Origin of the sequence: Micromonospora sp. NPDC004540, from assembly GCF_040610095.1 — a bacterium.
Classification (GTDB): Bacteria; Actinomycetota; Actinomycetes; order Mycobacteriales; family Micromonosporaceae; genus Micromonospora.
On the sequence record NZ_JBEXLR010000167.1, the window covers coordinates 1 to 7186 of the forward strand.

The following is a 7186-nucleotide window of genomic DNA, read 5'->3' on the forward strand; positions in this document are numbered from 1 at the left end:
GGAACCGCGCGACCAGCTCGGCCAGGCCGACGCGGGCGGGCGGACGCTTACGCACGGTCCACGTTGCGATTACCCGCGGGCCCACTTGGTTCCACCGGGGTGGCCGGGCGGGTGCCCTTGATCGGCCGGGTGACCAGGCGGCCGTGTTCCACCGCGACCAGGGTCTCCGGGGAGGCGCAGCCGATCGCCCAGCCCAGACCGGACAGGGTGCCGCCGTAGCGGGCGCCGGGCAGCGCGGCCAGCCGCGCGAGGGTGGGCAGCGGGTCCCCGGTGTAGCCGGCGGCGGCATGGCCGACCAGGTTGACCTGGTAGACGTCGCCGCGCCCGATGGCGTCGCGGACCGCCGTCACGGCGTCGGCGTGGGCGGCGGGGGTCCAGCTGTCCCGCCAGGGCCCCAGCCACCAGCCGGCGGCCGGTCCGGGGTGCCGCGGCGGGGCCGGCCGGTCGGCGTGGGCGTAGACCACCACCACGAGATCCGGCAGCGCCGGCACCGGGGTGGGCGCGCCCACCGCGCCGCCGGCGGCCCGGGCCCCGGCGGCGGCGGACAGGAACAGGGCGCCGCCGCAGGTCCCGTCCGGGTCGTGGGCGGCGGGCCGGGCCAGATCGGACAGGGCGACGCCGTGCGCGGCCAGGAAATCCTGGGCGAGCACGGTCGGGTCGCCGCCGTCGGCGGGCCGCCACTCCAGCCGGGCCCGCTCCACGAGCCGGTCCCGGCACTCCGCCGGCACTCCGGGTGCGTCCACCGTCACCCGTGGGAGCGCTTCCACACCATCCGGTCGGTTCAACCTCATCCGTTCAGCCGATTTCGGGTGAACAAGCCGCATCCTTGCTCGATAGCGTGCACTTCCGCTTGGTACTGTGCGTCACTGGTCATGTGAACCATGACACAGTGCCCCCACAGTCCGGAGAACCCGATGTGCCAGCACCTACCCACCTGCCCCTCCGCCGAGGCGACCGATCGCGAAGCCGCACGCGTCATCGCCTGCTTCCCTGAGCAGGGCTGGAGCCTGCTCTGCAACGGTGTCATCGTCTTCGAGGACACCGGTGAGCTGCTCCCCGACGGCAGCACCATCGCCCCGCACCGCGGCCCCGCCCGGCACGCTCTCGTCGCCTGAACGATCACGCTCCGTAAGGAGCCTACGCGTCGACCCACCGGTCGACGCGCCGGCCGGGGCGGCGGCACTGCACCGCCCCGGCGCGCTGCGCCTCAGTTCTCGAACGCCTCCGGCGCGGGGCACGAGCAGACCAGGTTCCGGTCGCCGTACGCGCCGTCGATCCGCCGCACCGGCGGCCAGTACTTCCCCGCCCGGTCCTGAGCCGGGTACGCGCCCACCGACCGCGGGTAGGGGTGCGGCCACTCGTCACCCGAGACCATCGCCGCGGTGTGCGGCGCGTTGGCGAGGGGGTTGTCCCCCGCCGGCCACTCCCCCGAGCCGACCTTGTCGATCTCCTCGCGGATGGCGATCATCGCCTCGCAGAACCGGTCCAGCTCGGCGAGGTCCTCGCTCTCGGTCGGCTCCACCATCAGCGTCCCGGCCACCGGGAACGACATCGTCGGCGCGTGGAAGCCGTAGTCGATCAGCCGCTTCGCCACGTCGTCGACGCTCACCCCGGTCGCCTTGGTCAGCGGCCGCAGGTCCAGGATGCACTCGTGCGCCACCAGGCCCTTGTTGCCGGCGTACAGCACCGGGTAGTGGTGACGCAGCCGCGCCGCCACGTAGTTCGCCGCGAGCACCGCCACGCCGGTGGCCCGGGCCAGCCCCTCGGCGCCCATCATCCGCAGGTACGCCCACGGGATCGGCAGGATCCCCGCCGACCCGTGGTTCGCCGCGGAGATCGCCGGCCGGCCGTCGGTGTGCGCGCCGAGCGGGTCGCCGGGCAGGAACGGCGCCAGGTGCGCCCGCACCGCCACCGGGCCCACGCCGGGGCCACCGCCGCCGTGCGGGATGCAGAACGTCTTGTGCAGGTTCAGGTGCGACACGTCCGCCCCGAACCGCCCCGGCTTGGCGAAGCCGACCAGGGCGTTGAGGTTCGCCCCGTCGACGTACACCTGACCACCGGCGTCGTGCACCTTCGCGCACAGCTGCGCGATGCCCGTCTCGTACACCCCGTGGGTGGACGGGTAGGTCACCATGATCGCGGCGAGCGCGTCCCGGTGCTTGTCGATCTTCGTGTCGAGGTCGACGAGGTCGACGTTGCCGTCGGCGTCGCAGCCGACCACCACCACCCGCATGCCGGCCATCACGGCCGACGCGGCGTTGGTGCCGTGCGCCGACGACGGGATCAGGCACACGTCGCGGTGCCCCTCGCCGCGCTGCCGGTGGTAGGCCCGGATGGCCAGCAGCCCGGCCAGCTCCCCCTGCGACCCGGCGTTGGGCTGGACGCTGACCGCGTCGTAGCCGGTGACCTCGGCCAGCCAGCCCTCCAGCTGGGCGATCAGCTCCCGGTAGCCGGCGGTCTGCTCGGCCGGGGCGAACGGGTGCAGGTGGGCGAACTCCGGCCAGGTGACCGGCTCCATCTCGGTGGTGGCGTTCAGCTTCATCGTGCACGACCCCAGCGGGATCATGCCCCGGTCCAGGGCGTAGTCGAAGTCCGACAGCCGGCGCAGGTAGCGCAGCATCGCCGTCTCCGAGTGGTGGGTGCGGAACACCGGGTGGGTGAGGAAGTCGCCGTCGCGACGGAACTCCGCCGGCAGGTCGGCGTCCACCTCCCCGTCGACGCCGGTGACGCCGAACGCCGCCCACACCGCCGCCAGGTGCGCGGCCGTGGTGGTCTCGTCGCAGGAGATCCCCACCCGGTCGGCGTCGACCAGCCGCAGGTTCACGTTGTGCTCCGCGGCGGCGGCCACCACCTCGGCGGCGCGGCCCGGCACGGTCGCGGTGACGGTGTCGAAGAACGCGACGTCGGCGACCTGGACGCCACCGGCGCGCAGCCCGGCCGCCAGCCGCGCCGCCGCCTCATGGGTACGCCGGGCGATCGCCCGCAGCCCGTCCGGGCCGTGGTAGACGGCGTACATGCCGGCCATCACCGCGAGGAGCACCTGCGCGGTGCAGATGTTGCTGGTCGCCTTCTCCCGGCGGATGTGCTGCTCGCGGGTCTGCAACGCCAGCCGGTAGGCCGGGTTGCCGTCGGCGTCCTTGGAGACCCCGACCAGCCGGCCCGGCAGCATCCGCTCGAGCCCGGAGCGGACGGCCAGGTAGCCGGCGTGCGGGCCGCCGAAGCCCATCGGCACGCCGAAGCGCTGGGTGGTGCCGGCGGCGATGTCGACGCCGATCTCGCCGGGCGGGCGCAGCAGGGTCAGCGCCAGCAGGTCCGCGGCGACCGTCACCAGGGCGCCGGCGCCGTGCGCGGCGTCCACCAGCGGGCGGTGGTCGCGGACCGCCCCGGACGCCCCCGGGTACTGCAGGTGCAGCCCGAAGAACTCGCCGGGCAGCTCGTCGCGCTCCACGTCGAGCACGCGCACGTCGATGCCGAGCGGCTCGGCGCGGCTGGTGATCACCGCGATGGTCTGCGGCAGGGTGTCGGCGTCGACCACGTACACCGGGCTCTTGCTCTTCGACGCGCGGCGGGCGAGGGTCATGGCCTCGGCCGCGGCGGTGCCCTCGTCGAGCATGGAGGCGTTCGCGGTGGCCAGCCCGGTCAGGTCGGTGACCATGGTCTGGAAGTTCAGCAGCGCCTCCAGCCGGCCCTGGCTGATCTCCGGCTGGTACGGCGTGTACGCGGTGTACCAGGCCGGGTTCTCCAGCACGTTGCGGCGGATCACCGCCGGGGTGTGCGTGCCGTGGTAGCCCAGCCCGATCATCGACACGGCGACCGTGTTGCGGGCGGCCAGGGCGCGCAGCTCGGCGATCGCCTCCCGCTCACTGGCCGGGGCGGGCAGGTCCAGGGCACCGTGCCAGCGGATCACCTCGGGGATCGCGGCGTCCATCAGCTCGTCGATGGAGCTGTGCCCGACGGTCTCCAGCATCCGGCGCTCGTCGTCCGGGCCGGGGCCGATGTGCCGGTCGGCGAACTGCTCTGCGGTCATGGGCTGCGCTCCTTGTGGGGGCGAGGTCGACGGGTCGGCCTCCCCCTGAGTCGCGCTGACGCGCTCCACAGCGCCTGCCCACGTGGTCCTTTTGCCTGAGAGGTTCCGGGGAGGAATCTGCCCCTTCGGCGCCGTCCGGGTGGTTCCCGGGCGGTCTCTCCCACGTGGGTGGTACCGGCATGGTCAACGCTACCAGCGACCGTGTTTCCGGCTCATGTCGTACCCCGCCCCGGGGGTCGGTCACACGGCGGCGGGGACCGGCCCGGCGGCGACCCGGTCGGCCAGGGCGGTCAGCGTCGCGCCCAGCGGCGCGTCGAGGGTGAGGGTGGCGTGCCCGTCGCCGCGGGTGGGGCCCTGGTTGACGATGGCCACCGGGATGCCGAGCTTCGCCGCGCGCAGCACGAACCGGCGGCCCGACATGACGGTCAGGGAGGAGCCGAGCACCAGCAGCGCCCGGGCCCGCTCGACGTGGGCGAAACAGTCGGCGACCCGGGGCGCGGGCACCGTCTCGCCGAAGAACACCACGTCGGGTTTGAGCATGCCGGCGGCGCAGATGCCGCAGTCGACGGTGCGGAACCGGGACACCGCGTCGTCGGGCAGGTCCACGTCGCCGTCGGGGTTGACGTGCGCGACGCGCGCGTCGAAACCAGGGTTGGCCTCGGTCAGCCGCCGGTCCAGCTCCTCGCGGGAGGTCAGGTTGCCGCAGTCCAGGCAGGTCACCTCGTCGAGGCGGCCGTGCAACTCGATCACCCCGGTGGCGCCGGCGGCGGTGTGCAGACCGTCGACGTTCTGCGTGATGATCCCGCCGAGCAGCCCGGCGCGCTGCAGCCGGGCCACCGCCCGGTGCCCGTCGTTCGGGGCGGCCCGGGCGATCATCCGCCAGCCCAGGTGGCTGCGCGCCCAGTAGCGCCGCCGGGCGTCCGGGTCACGGGTGAACGCCTGGTAGGTCATCGGGGTGTGCCGGCGCGCCGCGCCGCTGGGCCCCCGGTAGTCCGGGATGCCCGACTCGGTGGACAGGCCGGCGCCGCTGAGCACCACCACGTCCCCGGCGCCCACCAGCCGGGTCAACGCGTCGAACGTCTCGGTCACCCGTCCATGCTGCCTCGCGCGCCGCCGCTCGGCGACCACCACCCGCCGCCGCGGCCCGAACCGGCGCGGCAAGGTGTACCGGCCGATCGGGTCTTACGAGGCCAGCCGCGCACCTGCGTGGCGATCTGAGCTCGCGGCAGCGCCGTCCGTGGTGTTGATCTCCGCCCACACCGCATCGAGGGAAAGGCCGAGAACGTCGGCGATCGCAGCGATGGTCGGGAAGGCGGGGGTGGCTACCCGACCGGACTCGATCTTCCGAAGGGTCTCCGGCGAGACACCTGCCTCCAGCGCGGTGACGAGCATCGAACGCTGCCCCCTGGCTTGACGCAGGAGGGTGCCGAGGCGCTGCCCGCGCTCGACCTCTGCGGGAGTGAGCGGCAACCTGACCATGACACCAATCATAGTACCGGGATAATATGGCCGGGATACTTATTGGCCGAACGAGTAGGGCGTCGCATGATCGAGATCCTGAACCCCACCGAACTGCCACGGGCCAGGGAGGCCGGCGCCCTGGTCGCCGACATCCTGCGGACGCTGCGGAGCCGCTGCGAGGTGGGCACGAACCTCCTGGACATCGACCGGTGGGCCCAGGACATGATCACCGAGGCCGGGGCGCAGTCCTGCTACGTCGACTACGAGCCGTCCTTCGGACGCGGGCCGTTCGGCCACTACATCTGCACCTCGGTCAACGACGCCGTGCTCCACGGACTGCCGCACGACTACACCCTCGCCAACGGCGACCTGCTGTCGCTCGACCTCGCCGTCTCCAAGGGCGGAGTCGTCACCGACTCCGCCATCAGCTTCATCGTGGGCGACTCGAACCCCCCGGAGAGCGTCGCCCTGATCAGCGCGACCGAGCGCGCCCTGAGCGCGGGGATCGCCGCCGCCGGCCCGGGAGCTCGCATCGGTGACATCTCCCATGCCATCGGCTCGGTCCTCAGCGAGGCGGGATATTCGATCAACACCGAGTTCGGAGGTCATGGCGTCGGCTCGACGATGCACCAGGACCCGCACGTCCCGAACACGGGGCGGCCCGGTCGCGGATACCGGCTGCGCCCCGGGCTGCTGCTGGCATTGGAACCCTGGGTCATGGCGGACACCGCCGAACTCGTCACCGACGCCGATGGCTGGACACTCCGAAGCGCGACCGGCTGCCGGACGGCGCACAGTGAGCACACGATCGCCATCACCAACGACGGAGCCGAAGTTCTCACCCTGCCGAAGCAGGCGCAACCATGAGGCGGGGAGCACAGCTACGTTGAGGGCATGCGCGTCGTCATCGCCGGGGGCCACGGGAAGATCGCCAAGCTGCTGGAGCGGGAACTCGCCGGGCGCGGCGACACCGCCATCGGGTTGATCCGCAACCCGGAGCACGCGGCCGCGCTGCGCGCCGCCGGCGCCGAACCGGTCGTCTGCGACCTGGAGCACACCGACGTCGACACCGTCGCCGGGCACCTGGCCGGCGCCGACGCGGTGGTCTTCGCCGCCGGCGCCGGCCCCGGCAGCGGCGCGGCCCGCAAGGACACCGTCGACCGGGCCGCGGCCGTGCTGCTCGCCGACGCCGCGCAACGCGCCGGGATCCGCCGCTACCTGCTGATCTCCTCGATGGGCGTGGACCGGCCCCCGAGGGCCGGCACCGACGAGGTGTGGGCGGCCTACCTGCGAGCCAAGAAGGCCGCCGAGGACGACGTCACCCGGCGGGACCTCGACGTGACCGTGCTGCGCCCCGGCCGGCTCACCGACGACGCCGCGGTCGGCCGGATCACCCTGGCCCCGCACGTCGACCCGGGGGCCGTCACCCGCGCCGACGTGGCCCGGGTCCTGCTGGCGCTGCTGTCCGCCCCGGACACCGCCGGGCTCACCCTGGAACTGGTCGGCGGCGAGACCCCGATCGGCGAGGCGATCCGCGCCGCCGCCGGCTGACCGTCAACCGGCCACCCCCGCACCGTCCCGCTGAGCCGCTGAACCGGCCGTCCCGGGTGTCGGGACGCTCCTCGGTCACGGCGGCGAACGTCTCGCGGGCCCCGGCCGTCCAGCTAGCGGGGAGGCCGTCCGGGTCAGTCTCAGCGG

Annotated in this window: 6 protein-coding genes, 1 pseudogene and 1 riboswitch; of the genes and pseudogenes, 3 read left to right on the forward strand and 4 right to left on the reverse strand. The window is 73.6% G+C overall.

The features are described 5' to 3' along the window. Positions 1–98: 98 nt before the first annotated feature. Positions 99–824 (reverse strand): annotated as a pseudogene (locus tag ABZV78_RS30790) (chorismate-binding protein); the annotation flags it as partial. Positions 825–914: 90 nt separating this feature from the next. On the opposite strand from ABZV78_RS30790, the gene ABZV78_RS30795 reads away from it, so the two are divergent. After that, entirely contained in the window at positions 915–1115 is a 201-nt protein-coding gene (locus ABZV78_RS30795; RefSeq protein ID WP_091258044.1) for a DUF5999 family protein, read from the forward strand. Positions 1116–1207: 92 nt separating this feature from the next. On the opposite strand, the gene gcvP is transcribed toward ABZV78_RS30795, so the two are convergent. The 3 genes from gcvP to ABZV78_RS30810 form a co-directional block, all read right to left on the reverse strand. Then, positions 1208–4027, reverse strand: coding sequence for an aminomethyl-transferring glycine dehydrogenase (gene gcvP / locus ABZV78_RS30800; protein WP_355644243.1), 2820 nt, complete (start codon positions 4025–4027; stop codon positions 1208–1210). 73 nt (positions 4028–4100) lie between these two features. Beyond that, positions 4101–4200: riboswitch (glycine riboswitch) on the reverse strand. Positions 4201–4267: 67 nt separating this feature from the next. Then, complete coding sequence (locus tag ABZV78_RS30805) at positions 4268–5116, reverse strand: NAD-dependent protein deacetylase (protein ID WP_355644244.1); 849 nt, start codon at positions 5114–5116, stop codon at positions 4268–4270. 93 nt (positions 5117–5209) lie between these two features. Then, positions 5210–5506, reverse strand: a complete 297-nt coding sequence (locus ABZV78_RS30810; RefSeq protein ID WP_355644246.1) for a helix-turn-helix transcriptional regulator — start codon at positions 5504–5506, stop codon at positions 5210–5212. A gap of 66 nt (positions 5507–5572) precedes the next feature. Here ABZV78_RS30810 and map point away from each other — a divergent pair, with 66 nt between their 5' ends. Together map and ABZV78_RS30820 are read left to right on the forward strand one after the other, a co-directional pair. Then, positions 5573–6355, forward strand: coding sequence for a type I methionyl aminopeptidase (gene map, locus ABZV78_RS30815; RefSeq protein WP_355644248.1), 783 nt, complete (start codon positions 5573–5575; stop codon positions 6353–6355). 27 nt (positions 6356–6382) lie between these two features. After that, on the forward strand, positions 6383–7039 hold the full coding sequence (locus ABZV78_RS30820) for an NAD(P)H-binding protein (protein WP_355644250.1): 657 nt from the start codon (positions 6383–6385) through the stop codon (positions 7037–7039). Positions 7040–7186 lie beyond the last annotated feature (147 nt).

What these genes read in the sequence shown, in the direction of transcription:
- ABZV78_RS30795 (WP_091258044.1), top strand. Translation starts at nt 915, where the DNA reads ATGTGCCAGCACCTACCCACCTGCCCCTCCGCCGAGGCGACCGATCGC.
- gcvP (WP_355644243.1), bottom strand. Translation starts at nt 4,027, where the DNA reads ATGACCGCAGAGCAGTTCGCCGACCGGCACATCGGCCCCGGCCCGGAC.
- ABZV78_RS30810 (WP_355644246.1), bottom strand. Translation starts at nt 5,506, where the DNA reads ATGGTCAGGTTGCCGCTCACTCCCGCAGAGGTCGAGCGCGGGCAGCGC.
- map (WP_355644248.1), top strand. Translation starts at nt 5,573, where the DNA reads ATGATCGAGATCCTGAACCCCACCGAACTGCCACGGGCCAGGGAGGCC.
- ABZV78_RS30820 (WP_355644250.1), top strand. Translation starts at nt 6,383, where the DNA reads ATGCGCGTCGTCATCGCCGGGGGCCACGGGAAGATCGCCAAGCTGCTG.